The organism is Burkholderia pulmonis (genome assembly GCF_984667975.1).
The window spans coordinates 974,369-991,171 of record NZ_OZ480188.1 but is presented as its reverse complement, the minus strand read 5'-3'; the positions used below and the strand labels follow the sequence as shown (position 1 = coordinate 991,171).

Genomic DNA, 16,803 nt, shown 5'->3' with positions numbered 1-16,803 from the left:
ATGCGTCGGCCCGGCGAATGGACGCTCGCTCGGTGCAGACGTAACGCCGCGTTGAATCCCGGCTGCCTGAATCAGGAGGCAGCCGGCAGCGACCGACATCCGGCCATGGACGCTGCCGTCCGGCATGCTTACCCGCCGAGCGGGGCGTGCCGCTCGTCCGTCACGCGCACACGCTGCTGGCGACGCCGTCTTCGTCCGTGTCGTCGATCGCGGCCCGCAGGTCGTCGATGGCCACCATCAGTTCGCGGACCTGCCGCAACGACGGGTATTGATGCAGCACCGCATGCCATTGCGGCAGGGTCAGCAGCGCGTGCCACACGACGCCGAGGCCGTCCGGATCGGCATCCGGCTGCTGCGCGAGCGCGCTCGCGTATTCGAGGCTCGCCTGCGCCGACAGCAGCTGCATCCGGCTGGCGGCACCCAGCAGGCGCGGCGTCGCGTCCGCGGACGCATCGCAGCAATAGAGCACTTCCTGTTGCAGCGTCGTGTCGTCGTTCGCCAAGGCGCGCAGCGATGCGCCCTGCACGCGCACCGTGCCCTGGTGCGTCTCGAACGCATAGACCGTGTCGGGATCGGCCTGCGCGAGCAGGTTCAGGCCGCGCAGCAGCCGCGGCAGATCGGTCGTCGCGGCATCGGCGGACGCCTTCGCCTCGACGAGAAAACGCACGTTCCACGCGGATGCCGGGTCGCTGCCGCGCGCGCGTTCGAGCAGGATCGCGTCCCATTCGGTTTTCGCGCGGTCGTGCCGGCCCGGGATCGACGACGGTACGCGCATCGACGTGACCACCCGGTAGGTACGCTGCTCGTCCACCGCGTCGAGCCTGTGCGCCAATGCATCGAGCGCCTGGGCGGCCAATGCTTCGACGGCCGCGCCGCGCTGCTGGGAAGCGGCGCCCTGCGCAACGGCGATCGTGCTGCCTTCGAGCGGCCCCTGGCGAACCCATAGCGCGCGGTATCGATGCACGTCCGCGTCCGCTGCCAGTGCATCGAGGCGCAGCATGCGTTCGAGCGCGGGGCTGTCCTTGAGCTTGACGATGTCCTGTTCGAACGTGGCGTCTCCCGCCATGTCGGGCAATGCGAGCAGTTGCGTCAGCGCGGCATGCAGATCGGCCCACGATGCGGCGGTCGCGGCCGCATGCAGCGTTGCCAGGCCGTCGCGTTGCCATGCGTGGGCGCTGCGCTCGAGCTTGGCCGGATGCGCGATCGCATTGACGGCCGAGTGAAGCGCGCGCCGGTCCTGTTCGGCGTGTGCGGCCAGCGACGCGTATTCGCGCACGCTCGGTGCATCGTGACGCAGCACCGACGCCTGGAACGACGGATCGCCGGCGTGCGGGTCCATTGCGTCGCGGATCATCTGCGCGAGTGCGCCGATGAAGCGTTGCCGCAATTCCGCGCCGGGCGCGCGGCCGTCTGCCCGCATGCTGCGCGCCGCCTCGATCACGATCGCCAGCGCGGTGGCCGGGTTCGTCGCATCGGTCAGCGACGACGCGCCGTCGAGCGGCGGCAGCCGGTAACGGCGCGCGACGGTGCGCAGGGTTTCGTCGAGCAGGGCGGGCAGCGGTGTCAGCGACATGGCGGGCTTGGGCGTGAAGGCGGTTCGCGTGTACGGCATTCGGGCCGGAGCGCGCGATGATGTGCAACGTTATCACGGCGGGGCTCAACGGATCGATCACAGGGCTACGGCGGCGGCACGCGATGCGATCGCACACGATGTCAGCCGTGTCGGAGGTCTTTGGTCAGTGTCTCGATCGTCAGGTCGGCGTCGCGCGGCATGCCCACGCCGGCGTCCAGCGGGTAGCGCATCCGCTCGCCCGTTCGTGTGTAGCCGCGGCGCAGGTAGAACGCGATCAGTTCCTGGCGGGCCGACAGGACGACCATGACGGCGGTTCCGATCTGCCAGCGCCGGCTCGCGAATTGCTCGGCTTCGTTCAGCAACGCCTTGCCGAGCCCGCCGTTCTGTATCGACGGCGAGACGGCCAGCGTGCCGATATAGGCGACGTCTTCTTCGTTCCTCACCTCGATGCAGCCGGCAATCTCGCCATCCATTTCCGCTACCAGTAACACGACGTGCGGTGCCCGCAACGTTTCGGCGAGCTGCGACGCCGTGATCCGCGGGCCGTCGACGAGCGCGGCTTCGTGCGTCCAGCCGGCCGCGGCCGTCGTCGGGCGGTAGGCCGAATTGACCAGTCGAACGAGCGCGTCGATGTCCTGGTCGCTTGCTGCCCGGTAGCGGGCGGCGGCCTTGAGCGGGCCGGTCGTTTCACCCATTGAAGTCACTCCGTTGCCGTAGTCGTGGTTCGTCCGGAACGCCATGTCGTCCAAGGATAATCGAATGCCCGCCGGCGAGGCCATGCAACTGGCAATCCACATTTCGCGCGAGGCTGAAGCATCCGCATTTGGCCGCCGCGATAATCCGCATGTGCGGCCTGGCGCGAACGGGGCGACACCGACCCGTCCCAGACCGCGAACGCGAGCGATCCGACATGCAGCCAGCCACGCCCCGCAGCCCGCCCGCCGTCACGGACCTGCTCCTGCTCGTCACGCTTTCGACGTTATGGGGCGCGTCCTACACGTTCATCCGGATCGGCGTCGAGACGATTCCGCCGCTGACGCTGATTGCCGCGCGGACCTTGATCGCGGGCTTCGTACTGCTGCTGTGGATGGGTGTCCGGCGCATTCCGATGCCGCGCGAGCCGGCGGTATGGCGGCGCTTCTTCGTGCAAGCGTTGCTGAACAGCGTCGTGCCGTTCACGCTGATCGCATGGGCTGAGCGTTCGGTCGAAGCCGGCCTTGCGACGATCCTCAATTCTGCTTCCCCCGTGCTTGCGTTCGTCGGCACCTGGCTGATCACCCGCCATGAAGCGTTGACGCCGCGAAAAATGTTCGGCGTCGTCGCGGGGCTCGTCGGCATTGCACTGGTGGTCGGCGTCAGCGCGCTCGACGGACTGGGGCGGCAACTCGTGCCGCAACTGGCGATTGTCGCGGCGACCGTCTGCTACGCGGGCGCCGCGATCTACGGACGCTCGTTCAAGGGGCTGTCGCCCGCCGCGCCGGCCGCGGGCTCGCTCGTCGTCGGCGCGCTCGTGCTGGTGCCGGCGAGCATCGTCGTCGACCGGCCGTGGACGCTGCATCCGTCGTCGCAATCGCTGCTGGCGCTTGCCGCGCTCGCGATCTTCTCGACGGCGCTGGCGTTCGTCATCTACTTCCGGCTCGTGCAGACGCTCGGATCGGTCGGCACGACTGCACAGGCCTATCTGCGCGTGCCGATCGGCGTCGGCATCAGCATCGTGATGCTCGGCGAATCGCTGTCGATGTCGGCCTGGCTGGGACTCGGATGCGTGGTCGCGGGCGTGGCGGCCATGACGCTGCCGCCGCGCAAGGCCGGGCAGCCCCGCACCTGATCCGTCACGCCGTCAGCGTGACCGACAGGCTGCCGAGCTCGCCGAAGCGGACCGTCAGCGCATCGCCGAGCGGCACGTCGATCGCACCCGCGTACGAACCGGTCGTCACGATCTGGCCGGCGCGCACGGCTTCGCCGCGCGACGCGAGGAAGTTGACGAGCCACACGAGCGGCTTCAGCGGATCGCCGTCCGGATGGCGGCCGTCGATCGTGCGGTTCAGCGCGCCTTCGAACGACAGCGCCAGCGTCGCGAGCGGCACGTTCAGCCCGTCGGGCACGACCGGGCCGACGCACAGCCCCTGGTTGAACTGCCCGTCGGCCAGCAGCTCGAACTTCGACGCGCGCGCCGGCTCCGCATAGCGGCAGCCGAGCACTTCGAGCACGACGCGCACTTCGCGGATCGCCGCGCGCACGTCGCTTTCCTCGTACGGCTGCGCGCGCGCGGGCAGGTCGCGATCGAGCACGAACGCGATTTCCGGTTCGATCCGCACGATCGGGCCGCCGACGACGCGGTACGGCGCATCGGCTTCGCGGATCGTCGATGCGAAGATCGGCGCGAGGATCACGCGGTCGGGAGGCGGCAGCGCGCATTTCCAGCCGCCAACGGGTTCGCCGAGCAGGTCGGCCACGCGCTGCTGGATCGCGAGCGCGGTGTCGATATCGTCGGGGCGCAGCGCATCGGGCAACAGCGGGCCGGGCGAGCCGGCATGGCGGGCGGCGACGAGATGCTGGGCGGCGCCGTCCACGCGTTCGGTGGTCGTTGTCATGTCGGTTGAGCGAGTTGAAAGTGGGGCCGGCAAAAAGGGGCCGGACGAAAGTCGCACATCCGATGATAGCGCCTTCGGCGCGACGGCTGTTCCATCGCGCTCAGGGAGGAACACGGCAACCGGCCCGGAGTGCCGGTGAAATGCAGGCCGGCGGTGCGACTGCACGCCACGCGCATGCCGGCTTTCCGGGCGTGTCGGGCGTCGGCGCCGAAGGCGTACCGCACGACGGGCCAAACCATCGCGCCGCGCGATCGAGGAAGGTGGAGCGCGTCTCCCGGCCGACTTGTCCGTCTGCCCGCCGGCCTGCCTGCATTACGACGCGGTGGAAGCTAGGGCCGCGAGACGGTGCGCGGCATGCGGCCCGCCGCGCGCCTTGCCGACGACGGCGGTGTCGATCCTGAAGGCCGAAATCGCGTCTTCGAGAAGGCGCGCGTGATGGTAGAGCGATTGCGCGGCTGCTGCGGCTTCCTCGACCAGGGCCGCGTTCTGTTGGGTCGTCGCATCCATCTGATTGACGGCCTGACCGATCTGCTCGATGCCGCGGCTCTGCTCATCCGATGCGGCGGTAATTTCGCCGATGAAATCGGACACCCGGCCGATCGACGCCTTGACCTCGTTGATTGTCAGGCCGGCATCCGTGGCCTGGCGCAGACCGTCCTGCGCCATTCGCACGGACGAGTCGATCAGTGTCTTGATCTCGCGCGCGGCGAGCGACGTGCTCTTTGCCAGCCCGCGCACCTCGCTGGTGACCACCGCGAAGCCGAGGCCGTGCTTGCCTGCGCGCGCGGCTTCCACCGCGGCGTTCAGCGCGAGTAGGTTGGTCTGAAAGGCGATGTGCTCGATGACGCTGGTGATCTTCACGATGCGTGCGGATCCCTCGTTGATCCGCTTCATCGTTTCCACCATCGCGCATACCGCATCGTTGCCGCTGCCGGCTGTCCGGGCCGCGCGGGTGGCGAGCCCGCTGGCCTGTCGTGCGCTGTCGGCGTTCTGTCGTACCCGGGCGGTCAGTTCGCCCATGCTCGACGCGGTTTCTTCGAGCGACGCGGCCTGCTGCTCGGTACGCGTGGACAGATAGGCGCTCGCGTTGGAGATTTCCCGGGCCGTCGCCCGGACGTGATCGGCCGCGTCCGCGACGGCGCACATGGCGTGCCTGACGCGTTCGATCAGCGTGTTGAACTCCGTCGTGATGTGTCCGATCTCGTCCATCCGCTCGATGCGCGCGACGTACGTGAGGTCCAGCGTGCCACGCATGCGTTTCATCGTGTCCTGCAGGCTGGCCAGGCTGCGGCCGATGCCATGCACGACCTGCCCGACCGATCCGCCGACGACGATCAGGACACCCAGGACGCCGATCGACATGCTCCACGTTGCCAGCGTGAACGCCCGGTGGTTCTCGATCCGGAGGTTTTCGCCGAGCTTCACGTTGTAGTCGATCTGGATGGTGAGATCGTCGATGAGCTTCGACAGGGCCGCGCTGGGGCCGGCCGTTTCGTCGGCGAGTATCGCTATCGCATGGGCGATGTCGTGTTGTCCGGATGCCGTCAGCAGGATCGGCAACTGCGTCTGGAACGCGGCGAGATCGGTCCGGCTCAGCTCGGTCATCCGGCGATCGGCGTCGTCGGAGATGTCATGCGCTTCGTAGTAGTCGATCGACTTGCGGACGCGTTCGATCAGCGTCGGCAGGTCGGGGCCGGCTTCGGCGCTTCGGCTCGAATTCGACGAGAGCACGAGCTGGTACAGCGCGCGGCGTACGGCCGTGGCCGCGGCGATGGACTTGTCGAGATCCCGGACGCTCGGCAGCGTGTTCTCGTGGATGTACTCGAATCGCGACTGGGAATGCGACAGCAGCGCGATGGCTGCGATGCCGCTGGCGCAGAGCGCAAGCGCGAACAGGGTGAAGGCGAGGTAGAGGCGGCTCGAAATGGTCATGACGGTGAACGCTGGGTTCGGATTTCGCCGGATCGCGTGATCGCGCAGCGAAATCGGGAAGGGGGCGCGCGCCCGGTACAAGTGCGCGGGAAGGCGCGTTGCGCCGAAAGCGCCGCGCGTCCTTCCCGCGTGGGCCCGACAGCGGTGGCGTCGGATCAGGAAGCGGTCGGGGCTGCTGCCGGCGTTGCCGATGGCGTCACGGTCCCGGCGAAGCGCTTCACCTCGTTCCTGGCGTTCAGGCTGACCAGCGAGGGCAGGCCGTTCGCATTGGCACCGATCATCAGCACGATGTCGTCGCTGTCGGCCGCGGACAAATCCGTCCTGGTGTCGAGCAGCACGTTTCCGTTGTCCGGATCGGCCACGACGACGCGGTACGTACCGGACTTCAGCGCAAAGCCGTTGCTGCCGCTTTCGGGCCATGCCTGCCTGGGCGACAGGATGACCTGGTTCACGCTGCAGGGGTCTGCCTCGCTGCCCTGCGTCAGGCAGACGCGATAGCCGGCCCGCGGGCCGTTGACGATTCGCAGGTACGGGTGCTTGTCGGCCAGGCTTCTGTCGTACGGATCGTCGACGATCTTGTACTCGACACCAGTGTCAGACGGATAGGCGATCACGTCGTATCGGTGCCCTGCGGCGGCCTTGAACAGCGGGCTGAGATACTGCGTGCCGGACGCGTCTCCGTCCTGCCGGAAGTTGAACTGCACGTCGCCCGACTTGATGCGCACGCGCACGCTGGGCGAATCGGCATCCGCCGGAAGCCCCTTCGTGATGTCGAACAGCGGATTGGATTTGGCGAGCAGATCAAACTGGCCGATCGACGTCGTGAAGAAAGCCGCTTTCTGGCCGTAGTTCACGAAAACCACGGCCGAGCCGTCGAGTCCCAGGCGATCGCTTGCGTCGTTCTGCTGCTGATTGTCTCCGCCGCATGCGGAAAGCATCAGCGGCATGACGATGGAAAGGATGGCTGGCGTGAATCGCTTCAATTTCATCAATCTCCATTATTCATTCGATCAGGAAAACGAACTACGTTTCATGATCGGGATCGGGGACACCGATTCTACGAAAACGGGTCGATGGAGACTTGAAGAAAATCTTTCGTTAACCTGAGTAACGGAAATTTTTATTCCGGTGAAACGTGACGTGTTCGCGTTCGGGCCTGATCCGCAGGCGCGGCACGGCCGTGATGGCCCTGTCAGATCTCGTCTTCACACAAGGTTTCGGCGTGTGTCGATCCGGCTGCCGGGAGACGAACCTCATGCCCGACAGCGTGCCTGACGAGCCGGGCCAGCGATTGAAGGAACGCCGTATGGTCGCCGGTCCTGTAGGTCACGTAATACGGGATCGCGAGATCGGGTGCGTCGGATTCCAGGATCGTCAGCTTGCCCGCCCGGATCTCGTTCCCGACGAATTCCGCGGGCAGCAACGCGATACCCATGCCCGCACAGGCGTTCTGAATGATGACCTCGAGCGGTATGTTGGAAAAGGTCGCGGGCGTTTGCCCATGCTTGCGGAAATGCTCGTGGATTTCGTGAAAGAGCGGAGACCGGACGGGCGGCAGCAGCAGGTGCTCGTCGCTGATCGTCTTCATCGTTCCGTCGAAGGTCGCTTTCAGCCGGTAACGGGGGCTCATGACCCACCGGTAGCGAACGCTGCACAAAGGCTGGTTGACGTACCCGTCGCCGCCCATTTCCATCATCTGGATGCCGATCTCGACATCGCCATTCAGGTACCTGGGCCCGATATCTTCGGTCTGCGCGAAGACGACAGAGAGATCCAGGTCCGGAGATCGAACCCGGAGAGCGCTCAGGATCCGCTCGAGATACAGGCCTGAAATGATCGCGCCGACGCCGAGCCGGACGGGCGTCTTCTGCTGCAGCACGCACTCCGCCGACTTGCGGAAGATTTCATACGCGTCGACGACGTGCTGGGCGTGCTGCAGGAGTGCCTGCCCTTCGGTGGTCAGTTCGAGCAGGCCGCCACGCCGCTTGGTGAGCAGGCGCATGGAAAGCAGGCTCTCCATCGCCGCGATGCGCGCGATGATGGCGGGCTCGGTGGCGTTCAAGGTCATCGCGACCAGCGAGACCTTTCTCAGTTGTGCGCAGAGCAGGAAGGTCTCCAGGAATCTTATGTTCATCGTCGGCTCGTTGGTCTCGTCACGCCCGTTCATTCGTCGACGTTGCTGCCGTGGCAGCGGAATGTCGCATCGGGTTTCATCAAATTGAAATGATATAACATATCGTTATCGATAACCGACACGTTCCGCTGCCGCCGAACGCGACAGACGCACGAATCCGGCAGCCGGAATCGCATCCCGTACGGGTGTCTGCGTCGGCAGCGGACGAGCCGCTGCCCTGATCCAGCCTGCCCTCGGGATATCCCCTAGACGATCGCTTCACGCCAGCGCTTGCAAGCCGGGCGGGTTGTACGACACAATAGGGAAAGCGCTTTCCCAAATGAATCGGACGACGGGAAACGCGGGCGTTCCGTGCGACGGATCGCGGCTGCATGCCGCACATCCGATTGCCGCACGCCACTGGCCGTACGCAACGGTTCGACAACAACGTGGAGACAGCAGATGTTCAACAGGCTTCGAGCGGCAACTTTCGCAGTCCTTTCAGTGCTGGCGGCGCAGGTGTGCGCCGCGCCGGTCACGCTCGACGTGACGGGCTGGAAGGGCGGCGGCGCCGAGCCCGCCAACATGGCGGCGCTGATCGCAAAGTTCGAGAAGGAAAACCCCGACATCAAGGTCAAGTTCGAGTACATGTCGCGCAACGACACGACGACGGTCGTGTCGTCGCGGCTGCAGGGCGGCAACGGGCCCGACGTGCTGATGGTCGACCGTGAGCTGATGCGGCAGTGGCAGGGCGCGCACCAGTTGCTGGACCTGAGCGGCGAGAAATGGGTGCCGTCGATCTGGCGCGGCGTGCGCACCCATACGCAGATCGGCGGCAAGACCTACATGCTGCCGATGGAGCTGGTCGGCATCGGCCTGTTCGCGAACCTCGATCTCCTCAAGCGTGCGGGCATCGCGACGGTGCCGACCGACGTCGACCAGCTGAAGGCCGCGTGCGGGAAGCTGGCGGCGGCCGGCGTCACGCCGATGTTGCTGCCCGCGAAGGAAGGCTGGGCGCCCGCGGCGCTCGTGATCGCGTCCGGGCTCGCGGCCGGCGGCGGCGACGCGGATGCGCGCGCCGAATCGTTCGTCGGCGCGGGCAGCGCGCGTTTCGCGGCCGATCCGGCGTTCAGGCAGTCGATGGCCGCGCTGAAAGTGCTCGCGGACGCGAAGTGCTTCGTGCCGCGCCTGAACAACGGCGTGAGCGCGTGGAGCACGGGGTTGACCGAGTTCCAGGCCGGCCGCGTCGCGATGATGCCGCAGGGTGCCTGGAACATCGCGAAGTTCAGCGCGACGAAGGGGCTGTCGTTCCAGTTCGCGCCGCTGCCGGCGCTCGTGTCCGGCAACGGGCCCGTCGCGCTCGACATGCTCGGCACCGCATGGGCGATCAACGCGGCATCGCATCAGGCCGACGCCGCGAAGAAGTGGCTCGCGTTCTGGGCGCGCCCCGACAACGACCGCCAGTTCCTCGACGCGGAAGCCGGGTTCAGCCCGTTCGAGGGTGGCACCGACGCGATGCCGCAGCAGGCGCAGCCGTACGCGGCCGCGCAGAAGAACGGGCACGTCGTGCTGTATCCGAAGGGCGTGTGGACCGGCGCGCTGTTCACGGCGATCTGGAATTCGATGTCCGCGTATTTCCTCGACATCGGGCAGGACCCGGCGAAGCTGCTTGCCCGCTGGGATGCGGCCGCGCGATGAACCGTCCGTCCGCTGACATTTGCCGTGCCGCGCGCTGGTGCGCGGTGCGGTTCGACGAAGGAGGTGCGCGATGAAGCGCAACCGGACCTTGCTGTGGTGCGCCGCGCCGGCGCTCGCGCTGTACGCGCTGCTGAGCCTGTATCCGCTGTTCAAGGCGGCGCGAATGAGCCTGACGGATTTCTCCGGCGTGGGTGACGCGCACTGGATCGGGCTCGCGAACTACGCGGCCGCGTTTCGCGATCCCGCGAGCCTGCATACGCTCGTCGTCACGTTCGCGTATGCGGCGATCGTCGTGATCGTGCAGAACGGGCTCGGGCTGCTGTTCGCGGCGCTGCTGTTCTCGCTGCCGCGGCTGCGCGGCGCGCTGCGGGTCGGGCTGCTCGTGCCGAGCATGTTCTCGGCGGTGATCGCCGGGTTCGTGTGGGAATACCTGTACTCGCCGCTCGGCGGCGGCATCAACGAGCTGCTGCATCTCGTGCATCTGGACGCGCTGCAGCAGGTATGGCTCGGCGATCCGTCGGTCACGCTGCCGGCCGTCACGGCCGTGCACGTGTGGATGTACGTCGGCTATTCGACGGCGATCTTCCTGGCCGGCTACCTGAACATTCCGTCGGAACTGCACGACGCGGCGAAGCTCGACGGCGCGAACGCGTGGGTGCGCTTCACGCGCATCGACCTGCCGCTGCTCGCGCCGGCGTTCACCGTGAACATCACGCTGAGCACGATCGGCACGCTGAAGACCTTCGAGCTGCCGCTGGTGCTGACCAACGGCGGGCCGGACGGCGCGACGACGACGCTCGGGCTGCAGATCTTCCACAGCCTGTTCAACGACTACAAGTTCGGCTTCGCGAGCGCGCTGTCGATGATCATGCTCGCGATCGTCGTGGTGGTCGCAACCACCCAGAACACGATCCTGCGCCGCCGGGAGGACAACCTGTGAACGTCATCCGTCAACGCTTTCATGCGGACCATCCCCCCGCCGGCACGTCGGGCGGCGGGCTGCGCGCGGGCGCGCTGCTGCGCCGCGTGCCGGGCTTCGCGCGGCTCGTCGCCGCGATCGCGATCGTCGCGATCGTGCTGCTGCCGACGATCTACATGGTGCTGATGTCGCTGCGCACCGGCGACGACATCATTGCGCGCCCGCTCGGGCTGCCCGACCACGTGTTCTTCGGCAACTACGCGGCCGTGTTCACGCAGATGAACTACTGGCGCAGCGTCGCGAACACGATCGGCATCACGCTCGCGGTCACGTTCCTCGTCGCGCTGCTGTCGTCGCTCGCCGCCTATCCGCTGGCCCGCGTGAAGGGACGGCTGTCGACCGCCGTCTACATCGTGCTGACGCTCGGCCTGACGATCCCGATGTTCGTCAGCCTGACGCCGCTCTACGTGCTGTTCCGCGACCTGCACCTGCTCAACACGTACCTCGGCGTCGTGCTCGCGTACACCGTGCAGAGCCTTCCGCTCGGCGTGTTCTTCTACACGAGCTTCCTGAAGCGGATTCCGCTCGAACTGGAGGAAGCGGCGGTGATGGACGGCTGCAGCCCGCTGCAGGTGTACTGGTACATCGTGCTGCCGCTGCTGCGGCCGATCACGGGCACGCTCGCGATGTTCGTCACGCTGTCGGTGTGGAACGACCTCGTCTATCCGCTGCTGTTCCTGACCGACTCGTCGAAGTTCACGATCACGGTCGCGGTGTTCCGTTTCATCGGCACCAACGACATCGACCCGACCAAGCTGTTCCCGGCGGCCGTGATGGGCACGCTGCCGCTGCTCGTGCTGTTCTTCATTCTCCAGCGCAGGATCGTCGCGGGCATCACGGCTGGCGCGGTCAAGGGGTGACACCATGAATCCATTCGAATCGCTCGACGGCCGCGTGGTCGTCGTCACCGGCGGCGGCGACGGCATCGGCCTCGGCATCGTCGAAGTGCTTGCGCAATGCGGCGCGCAGGTGGTCGTCGCGGAGAAGAATGCCGCGCGCGCCGATGCGGTGCGCGAACGGCTCGGCGGCCGCGACGCGCTGTTCGTCGAGACCGACGTCGCGGACCCGGCGAGCGTCGTCGCGCTGTTCGAGCGCGTCGATGCGCATCACGGCCGCCTCGACGGGCTCGTGAACAACGCGGGCGTCACGCTGCACGGCCCGTTCGATGCGTTCTCGCTCGACGACTGCGACCGCCTGTACCGCACCAACCTGCGCTCGATGTTCCAGTGCGCGCAGCTCGCGGCGCCGCGCATCGCGCGGGCCGGCGGCGGCGCGATCGTCAACATCGCGTCGAACCATGCGGGCGCGAGCGTGCCGGGCTTCGAGATGTACGCGGCGACCAAGGGCGGCATCGTCGCGATGTCGCGTGCGATGGCGACGAGCCTCGCGCCGCAGCGCATCCGCGTCAACACGCTGAGCCCCGGCTTCACGCTGAATGCGCCGATCGGCGCGGCGCTCGAGCGCGATCCCGCGCTGCTCGACGCCTATCGCGCGCTGCATCCCGCGCAGCGCATCAACGAGCCGACGGATATCGGCCGGATCGCCGCGTTCCTGCTGTCGGACGCGGCGACCGGCATCGCCGGCGCGGATCTCGTTGCCGACAACGGCATGTCGGCATTGCTGTTCAACCGTACCCGTTCCTCCTCATGAAGATCACCGAAATCGAAACATTCGCGGTCGCGCCGCGCTGGCAGTTCGTGAAGGTCAGCACCGACGAAGGGCTGGCCGGCTGGGGCGAGCCGATCGTCGAAGGGCGCGCGGCCACGACCGCGGCCGCCGTGCACGAACTCGCAGACTATCTGATCGGCCGCGATCCGCGCCACATCGAAGATTTGTTCCAGGTCATGTATCGCGGCGGCTTCTATCGCGGCGGCCCGATCCTGACGAGCGCGATCTCGGGCATCGAGCAGGCACTGTGGGACATCAAGGCGCGTGCGCTCGGCGTGCCCGTCTACGACCTGCTCGGTGGCCCGGTGCGCGACAAGGCACGGGTCTATGCACACGTGAAGGGCGACACGCCCGAAGAGATGGCCGCGAACGCGCGGCAGCTCGTCGAGGCCGGCTACACCGCGCTGAAGATGGGCGTCGTCAACGCGACCGACTGGATCGAATCGCCGGCGGCGATCGATCGCGCGGTCGCGCGTTTCGGCACGGTGCGCGACGCGATCGGCAAGGAAGTGGGGCTCGGCATCGATTTCCACGGCCGCGTGCGCCGCCCGGTCGCGAAGGCATTGGCGAAAGCGCTCGCGCCGTTCGACCCGATGTTCTACGAGGAATTGCTGCTGCCCGAGCACAACGACGCGCTGCGCGAAGTCGCGCGCGACTGTGCGGTGCCGCTCGCGACGGGCGAACGGCTATTCACGCGCTGGCAGTTCAAGGAGCTGCTGCAGGAAGGTGTCGTCGACATCGTGCAGCCCGACGTGAGCCATACCGGCGGCATCTGGGAGCTGCGCAAGATCGCGGCGATGGCGGAGGCGTACGACGTCGCGGTTGCGCCGCATTGCCCGCTCGGCCCGCTGACGCTCGCGGCGTCGCTGCAGATCGATTTCTGCACGCCGAACGCGTTCATCCAGGAGCAGTCGACCAATGTGGCCTATCACGACGACAACGCGATGTATGCGTACACGCGCGGCATCCCGTTCGCGTTCGACGCGGGCTACGTCGCGCGTCCGGATGCGCCGGGGCTCGGCGTCGAGATCGATGAGGAGAAGGTGAGGGAAGCCGCCGCGATCGGGCACCGCTGGCGCAACCCGGTGTGGCGCCGCGAGGATGGTTCGGTCGCCGAATGGTGAGCGCAACGAACGGACGAGGAGAAACGCAATCATGGCAAGTGTGTCGCTCAAACAGATCCGCAAGCGTTACGACGACGGCGCGGATGTGATCAAGGACGTCAGCCTCGACATCGAGGACGGCGAATTCATGGTGTTCGTCGGCCCGTCGGGCTGCGGCAAGTCGACGATGTTGCGGATGCTCGCGGGGCTCGAGGAGATCACGTCGGGCGACCTGCTGATCGACGGCCGCCGCGTCAACGACGTGCCGGCCGCGAAGCGCGGGCTCGCGATGGTGTTCCAGAACTACGCGCTGTATCCGCACATGACGGTGTTCGAGAACATGGCGTTCGGGCTGAAGCTCGCGGGCGTCGACGCGGCCGAGACGCGCACGCGCGTCGGGCAGGCGGCCGAAGCGTTGCGGCTGTCCGCGCTGCTCGACCGCAAGCCGAAGGCGCTGTCGGGCGGCCAGCGGCAGCGCGTCGCGATCGGCCGCGCGATCGTGCGCAAGCCGGGCGTGTTCCTGTTCGACGAACCGCTGTCGAACCTCGATGCGGCGCTGCGCGGCGGGATGCGGCTCGAACTCGCGCGGCTGCATCGCGAGCTCGGCAGCACGATGATCTACGTCACGCACGACCAGGTCGAGGCGATGACGCTCGGCGACCGGATCGCGGTGTTCAACGGCGGACGCATCGAGCAGGTCGGCTCGCCGCTGTCGCTGTACGAGCAGCCGGCGAACCATTTCGTCGCGTCGTTCCTCGGCTCGCCGTCGATGAACTTCCTGCCGTGCCGCGCACAAGGCGGCGCCGACGCGCCGCGCTTCGACGTACCGGGCGGCTCGCTCGCGGCGACGCCGGACGCGTCGCGCACGTGGCCGGCGGGCTCGCTGCAGCTCGGCATCCGGCCGGAGAACCTCACGGTCGGTGCGCCCGGCACGGGGCTCGACGGCCGCGTCACGCACGCCGAGCACCTGGGCGACGCGACCATCGTCTATGTCGAACTCGCGGGCCACGACCGGCTGCTGTCGGTGCGGCAGAACCGCGATGCCTACACGGTCGCGTCGGGGCAGCCGGTCGGCGTGCGCGTCGACATGCGGCACGCGCACTTCTTCGACGACGCGGGCCGCGCGCTGTAAGACCGGCTCCCTGCAGGTTCCGCCCGCCGCACCGGCGGGCGGCCGAACGCATGCATAAAACAGAATTTCGATGACGACAGTAAAACTGGTACAGGGCGCGAATGCGATCCTGGGTGAGGGCCCGCTCTGGTGCGAACGCTCGGCGTCGCTCTACTGGATCGACATCAAGCGCACCGCGCTCTACCGCTACACGCCCGGCCACGGGCAGACGGGCTTCTGGCTGCTCCCGGAGCTGGCCGGCTGCGTCGCCGGCGTCGACGACGGGCGGCTGCTCGTCGCGCTGAAGAGCGGCCTGCACCTGTTCGACCCCGAGCACGGCACGCTCGAGCGGCTGGCCGACGCCGCGCACGCGCGGCCGTCGCTCCGCTACAACGACGGCGCGGTCGACGCACGCGGCCGCTTCTGGGTCGGCACGATGGCTGACGACGGCGACGGCCCCGGCGATCTGCATTGTTTCGAGCACGCACGCGCGTCGCGCGTCGCGGTTGCCGGCTTCGCCTGTGCGAACGGAATGGGCTGGAGCCCGGACGGTGCGACGATGTACGTGACCGATTCCGGCCGCCGCACGATCTTCGCGTACGACTTCGACGTCGCCGCCGGGCAGTTGTCGAGCGCGCGGCCGTTTGCGACGTTCGGCGACGCGCGCGGGGTGCCGGACGGGCTCGCGGTCGATGCGGAAGGCGGCGTGTGGTCGGCGATCTGGGACGGCTGGCGGCTGCATCGCTACGCGCCGGACGGCGCGCTCGACCGGGTCGTCGAGATACCGGTGCAGCGGCCGACGAGCGTCGCGTTCGGCGGGGCCGATCGCGCGACGCTGTTCGTCACGTCGGCGTCGGTCAACGTGAGCGCGGACGGGCTGCTGCGCGGGCCGCTCGCGGGCAGCCTGTTCGAGACGCGCCCGGGTGTCGCCGGGCTCGAACAGCACTGCGTCGCGCGTGCCTGGCTCGGGGAAGCGGCGGTGGTTACGCCGCGTTGACCGGAAGGGGGCGCGGGCGAAACCGCCGGTCAGCGGCGGCGCGCGTCGCGCGGCCGCACCGTCGATTCGCGCACGACGAGCCGCGCCTCGAGCATCGTGTGCGGATCGGGCGACTTGCCCGCGAGCGCGTCGAGCAGTGTCGTCATCGCGATTTCGCCGGCGCGCTCGGTTTCGGTGTCGATCGACGTCAGCGTGGGCGACGTGAGCTTGCCGAGTTCGAGGTTGTCGAAGCCGCACACGGCGACGTCGTGCGGGATCGCGATGCCGAGCCGTTCGGCTTCCTTGATGAAACCGGCCGCGATCATGTCGTTGTAGCAGATCACCGCGTCGGGCGGCTCGGACGACAGCATCACCGACGCGCACACGCGCTCGCCGTCGGCCACCGTTGCACGCGGCACGCTGAACGTGCGCAATGGCAGGCCGGCACGCGCGAGCACCTGCTCGGCGCCGGCGCGGCGCTCGTCGTCGCCGCGTGCGTTCGGCAGGCTGATGTACGCGAAGCGCTGGTATTTCTCCATCAGCAGGTGCTGCGCGAGCATCTCGCCCGCGCGGAGCGCATCGGAGTACAGCGTGAGCAGGCCGTCGCGCGGTGCGGAGCCGACCGCGACGACCGGCTTGCCGAGGCTCGCGGTCCAGCGCAGGTCGTCGTCGGGCATGCTGGTGTTCAGGATCAGCCCGTCGACGCGCCGGCTCAGCTTCGTCAGCGCCGGCCGTTCGCCCTTGCGGTTCTCGTCGGCATCGACGATCAGGACGACGAAATCGTTGCGCTGGGCGATGCGGTTCACGCCCTTGACCATCGCGGTGAAGTACGGGTTGAGGATGTCCTGGATCACGACGCCGACCGCGCCGGTCTGGCCGGTGGCCATCGAGCGCGCGAGCGGATTCGACTCGTAGCCGAGCTGCTCGATCGCCTCGGCGATGCGCCGCTCGACGTCCGGCGAGAAGCGCTTCGTCTTGTTGATGAACTTCGAGACGGTTCCGATGGAGACGCCGGCAGCGGCGGCGACTTCGTTGATCTTGGCCACGATGAAAGTG

The 16,803-nt window shown here is 67.7% G+C and carries 15 protein-coding genes; 8 read left to right on the top strand and 7 right to left on the bottom strand.

All coding sequences use genetic code 11. The features are described 5' to 3' along the window. Nucleotides 1-160 precede the first annotated feature (160 nt). Together AC5LXK_RS35975 and AC5LXK_RS35970 are read right to left on the bottom strand one after the other, a co-directional pair. Entirely contained in the window at nt 161-1,573 is a 1,413-nt protein-coding gene (locus tag AC5LXK_RS35975; protein WP_493394392.1) for a 3-deoxy-D-arabino-heptulosonate 7-phosphate synthase, read from the bottom strand. Nucleotides 1,574-1,713: 140 nt separating this feature from the next. Further along, nucleotides 1,714-2,313, bottom strand: coding sequence for a GNAT family N-acetyltransferase (locus AC5LXK_RS35970; protein WP_493395103.1), 600 nt, complete (start codon nt 2,311-2,313; stop codon nt 1,714-1,716). 170 nt (nt 2,314-2,483) lie between these two features. On the opposite strand from AC5LXK_RS35970, the gene AC5LXK_RS35965 reads away from it, so the two are divergent. Next, nucleotides 2,484-3,401, top strand: coding sequence for a DMT family transporter (locus AC5LXK_RS35965; protein ID WP_493394391.1), 918 nt, complete (start codon nt 2,484-2,486; stop codon nt 3,399-3,401). Nucleotides 3,402-3,405: 4 nt separating this feature from the next. On the opposite strand, the gene AC5LXK_RS35960 is transcribed toward AC5LXK_RS35965, so the two are convergent. The 4 genes from AC5LXK_RS35960 to AC5LXK_RS35945 all read right to left on the bottom strand — a co-directional run bounded on the left by AC5LXK_RS35960 (nt 3,406) and on the right by AC5LXK_RS35945 (nt 8,266). Beyond that, entirely contained in the window at nt 3,406-4,167 is a 762-nt protein-coding gene (locus AC5LXK_RS35960; RefSeq protein ID WP_493394390.1) for a 2-keto-4-pentenoate hydratase, read from the bottom strand. Between the two features lie 312 nt (nt 4,168-4,479). Beyond that, nucleotides 4,480-6,099, bottom strand: a complete 1,620-nt coding sequence (locus AC5LXK_RS35955) for a methyl-accepting chemotaxis protein (RefSeq protein ID WP_493394389.1) — start codon at nt 6,097-6,099, stop codon at nt 4,480-4,482. A 155-nt stretch (nt 6,100-6,254) separates the two neighbouring features. Then, the gene (locus tag AC5LXK_RS35950) at nt 6,255-7,088 is read right to left on the bottom strand and encodes a hypothetical protein (protein ID WP_493394388.1); all 834 of its coding nucleotides are present in this window, start codon (nt 7,086-7,088) and stop codon (nt 6,255-6,257) included. Nucleotides 7,089-7,291: 203 nt separating this feature from the next. Continuing rightward, on the bottom strand, nt 7,292-8,266 hold the full coding sequence (locus AC5LXK_RS35945) for a LysR family transcriptional regulator (RefSeq protein WP_493394387.1): 975 nt from the start codon (nt 8,264-8,266) through the stop codon (nt 7,292-7,294). A 408-nt stretch (nt 8,267-8,674) separates the two neighbouring features. Here AC5LXK_RS35945 and AC5LXK_RS35940 point away from each other — a divergent pair, with 408 nt between their 5' ends. The 7 genes from AC5LXK_RS35940 (at nt 8,675) to AC5LXK_RS35910 (ending at nt 15,768) form a co-directional block, all read left to right on the top strand. Beyond that, entirely contained in the window at nt 8,675-9,910 is a 1,236-nt protein-coding gene (locus tag AC5LXK_RS35940) for an ABC transporter substrate-binding protein (RefSeq protein ID WP_493394386.1), read from the top strand. Between the two features lie 70 nt (nt 9,911-9,980). After that, nucleotides 9,981-10,850 (top strand): carbohydrate ABC transporter permease, encoded by an 870-nt coding sequence (locus AC5LXK_RS35935; RefSeq protein WP_493394385.1) that lies wholly within the window; start codon nt 9,981-9,983, stop codon nt 10,848-10,850. Beyond that, the gene (locus AC5LXK_RS35930; protein WP_493394384.1) at nt 10,847-11,749 is read left to right on the top strand and encodes a carbohydrate ABC transporter permease; all 903 of its coding nucleotides are present in this window, start codon (nt 10,847-10,849) and stop codon (nt 11,747-11,749) included. The genes AC5LXK_RS35935 and AC5LXK_RS35930 overlap by 4 nt, the downstream gene beginning before the upstream one ends. A gap of 4 nt (nt 11,750-11,753) precedes the next feature. Then, the gene (locus AC5LXK_RS35925; protein ID WP_493394383.1) at nt 11,754-12,539 is read left to right on the top strand and encodes an SDR family NAD(P)-dependent oxidoreductase; all 786 of its coding nucleotides are present in this window, start codon (nt 11,754-11,756) and stop codon (nt 12,537-12,539) included. Further along, nucleotides 12,536-13,681: a galactonate dehydratase gene (gene dgoD, locus AC5LXK_RS35920; RefSeq protein WP_493394382.1), complete on the top strand. Its 1,146-nt coding sequence runs from the start codon at nt 12,536-12,538 to the stop codon at nt 13,679-13,681. The genes AC5LXK_RS35925 and dgoD overlap by 4 nt, the downstream gene beginning before the upstream one ends. Before the next feature lie 31 nt (nt 13,682-13,712). Next, nucleotides 13,713-14,792 carry an ABC transporter ATP-binding protein gene (locus AC5LXK_RS35915; protein WP_493394381.1) on the top strand — a complete coding sequence of 360 codons (1,080 nt, stop codon included), beginning with the start codon at nt 13,713-13,715 and terminating at the stop codon, nt 14,790-14,792. Nucleotides 14,793-14,862: 70 nt separating this feature from the next. After that, nucleotides 14,863-15,768 (top strand): SMP-30/gluconolactonase/LRE family protein, encoded by a 906-nt coding sequence (locus AC5LXK_RS35910; protein WP_493394380.1) that lies wholly within the window; start codon nt 14,863-14,865, stop codon nt 15,766-15,768. A gap of 29 nt (nt 15,769-15,797) precedes the next feature. On the opposite strand, the gene AC5LXK_RS35905 is transcribed toward AC5LXK_RS35910, so the two are convergent. Further along, on the bottom strand, nt 15,798-16,793 hold the full coding sequence (locus AC5LXK_RS35905; RefSeq protein ID WP_493394379.1) for a LacI family DNA-binding transcriptional regulator: 996 nt from the start codon (nt 16,791-16,793) through the stop codon (nt 15,798-15,800). Between the last annotated feature and the right edge of the window lie 10 nt (nt 16,794-16,803).

Excerpts from the sequence above, each read along its gene's own strand:
- AC5LXK_RS35975 (WP_493394392.1), bottom strand. The coding sequence starts at position 1,573 with ATGTCGCTGACACCGCTGCCCGCCCTGCTCGACGAAACCCTGCGCACC.
- AC5LXK_RS35970 (WP_493395103.1), bottom strand. The coding sequence starts at position 2,313 with ATGGCGTTCCGGACGAACCACGACTACGGCAACGGAGTGACTTCAATG.
- AC5LXK_RS35965 (WP_493394391.1), top strand. The coding sequence starts at position 2,484 with ATGCAGCCAGCCACGCCCCGCAGCCCGCCCGCCGTCACGGACCTGCTC.
- AC5LXK_RS35960 (WP_493394390.1), bottom strand. The coding sequence starts at position 4,167 with ATGACAACGACCACCGAACGCGTGGACGGCGCCGCCCAGCATCTCGTC.
- AC5LXK_RS35955 (WP_493394389.1), bottom strand. The coding sequence starts at position 6,099 with ATGACCATTTCGAGCCGCCTCTACCTCGCCTTCACCCTGTTCGCGCTT.
- AC5LXK_RS35950 (WP_493394388.1), bottom strand. The coding sequence starts at position 7,088 with ATGAAATTGAAGCGATTCACGCCAGCCATCCTTTCCATCGTCATGCCG.
- AC5LXK_RS35945 (WP_493394387.1), bottom strand. The coding sequence starts at position 8,266 with ATGAACGGGCGTGACGAGACCAACGAGCCGACGATGAACATAAGATTC.
- AC5LXK_RS35940 (WP_493394386.1), top strand. The coding sequence starts at position 8,675 with ATGTTCAACAGGCTTCGAGCGGCAACTTTCGCAGTCCTTTCAGTGCTG.
- AC5LXK_RS35935 (WP_493394385.1), top strand. The coding sequence starts at position 9,981 with ATGAAGCGCAACCGGACCTTGCTGTGGTGCGCCGCGCCGGCGCTCGCG.
- AC5LXK_RS35925 (WP_493394383.1), top strand. The coding sequence starts at position 11,754 with ATGAATCCATTCGAATCGCTCGACGGCCGCGTGGTCGTCGTCACCGGC.
- dgoD (WP_493394382.1), top strand. The coding sequence starts at position 12,536 with ATGAAGATCACCGAAATCGAAACATTCGCGGTCGCGCCGCGCTGGCAG.
- AC5LXK_RS35915 (WP_493394381.1), top strand. The coding sequence starts at position 13,713 with ATGGCAAGTGTGTCGCTCAAACAGATCCGCAAGCGTTACGACGACGGC.
- AC5LXK_RS35910 (WP_493394380.1), top strand. The coding sequence starts at position 14,863 with ATGACGACAGTAAAACTGGTACAGGGCGCGAATGCGATCCTGGGTGAG.